The following is a 322-nucleotide window of genomic DNA, read 5'->3' on the forward strand; positions in this document are numbered from 1 at the left end:
TAAGTATGCTTCTCAACGTGATGGATACTTTTGACATGGATGAAGTAGATATGTGTCCTATAGATGCTTTGCAGGTCCTAAACAGGACCCGGATTAAAACCGACCTCACCCAAGTGCGCCAGATCTTAAAGAAGGACTGGAAACTGCGGAACCAGGATAATTCTTTGAGCTATCAAAAGATGGTAATATGGAGTGACGGCGGGCTGGCGTTGACAGATGCCAAGGGACGTTATTACACCATTACGAAGTCTTACCTGCAGCAGAACTTCACAGAGGATCAGAAAATTGATGAAACGATGAAGTTTGATGATTTCTGTGAGGG

1 pseudogene is annotated in these 322 nt (G+C 44.1%); it reads left to right on the forward strand.

What is annotated here, in order from left to right:
- Positions 1-322: pseudogene (locus HC175_RS22175) on the forward strand (hypothetical protein); the annotation flags it as partial.

The organism is Salinimicrobium oceani (assembly GCF_012037645.1).